The 663-nt window shown below is 78.7% G+C and carries 1 pseudogene; it reads right to left on the bottom strand.

Going from position 1 to position 663, the window contains the following annotated elements:
* Positions 1–663 (bottom strand): annotated as a pseudogene (locus FV230_RS29025) (AsmA protein); the annotation flags it as partial.

The following is a 663-nucleotide window of genomic DNA, read 5'->3' as shown; positions in this document are numbered from 1 at the left end:
GGCCTGGCCCGTGGCGGCGAGCCGCAGCGCGTCGGCGTCGCCCGCGTCGCGCTCCAGCGTGACGGCGAGGTCGAGCGCGCCGGCGCGCAAGAAGGCCGGGATCAGGCGCGTCTCCGCGATCCAGACCCGGTCGACCAGGGCGAGCAGCGGCGCCGCCACCGGGGCCGAGAGCCGGCCGGCGACGCGCCCCGTGCCGTCGGCGCCGATCCGTCCGGACAGCTTGGCGTTGGCGCCGGCCAGGTCCGTCACGTCGAGGCTGTCGACGACGAGGGCGGCGCCGTCCGACTGGATGCTGGCCGAGAGCGTGCCGTTCCCGGTGCCGGTCGCGCCGTAGCGCAGGTCGCGCGCCTCGATGGTCAGGCCGAGGTCGTGCCCGTGCAGCCCCGCGAGCGCGTTGCCGAGGGGCGGCAGGCCGGCGACGTCGAGGCCGCGGGCGCGGATCTGCGCGTCGAACCGGCCGCGGGTCCGGCCCTCGGCCGGGGTGTAGCGGGCGTTTCCGGTGACCTGCGCCTCGCCCAGCGCGAGCCGGAGGTTGCGCAGGGAGAACGCGGTGCCGGCCGCCGAGACCTCGGCCGAGACCTCGACCGGCCGCCCGTCGAGCAGCGCCGTCGGCGGCCCGTCGAGGCCGAGCCGGCGCAGGTAGCGCCCGAGCCCGTCGGAGGC

Origin of the sequence: Methylobacterium sp. WL6, assembly GCF_008040095.1 — a bacterium.
GTDB lineage: Bacteria > Pseudomonadota > Alphaproteobacteria > Rhizobiales > Beijerinckiaceae > Methylobacterium.
Note: the sequence above shows the minus strand (reverse complement) of the source record. Positions and strands in the feature narration are given on the sequence as shown.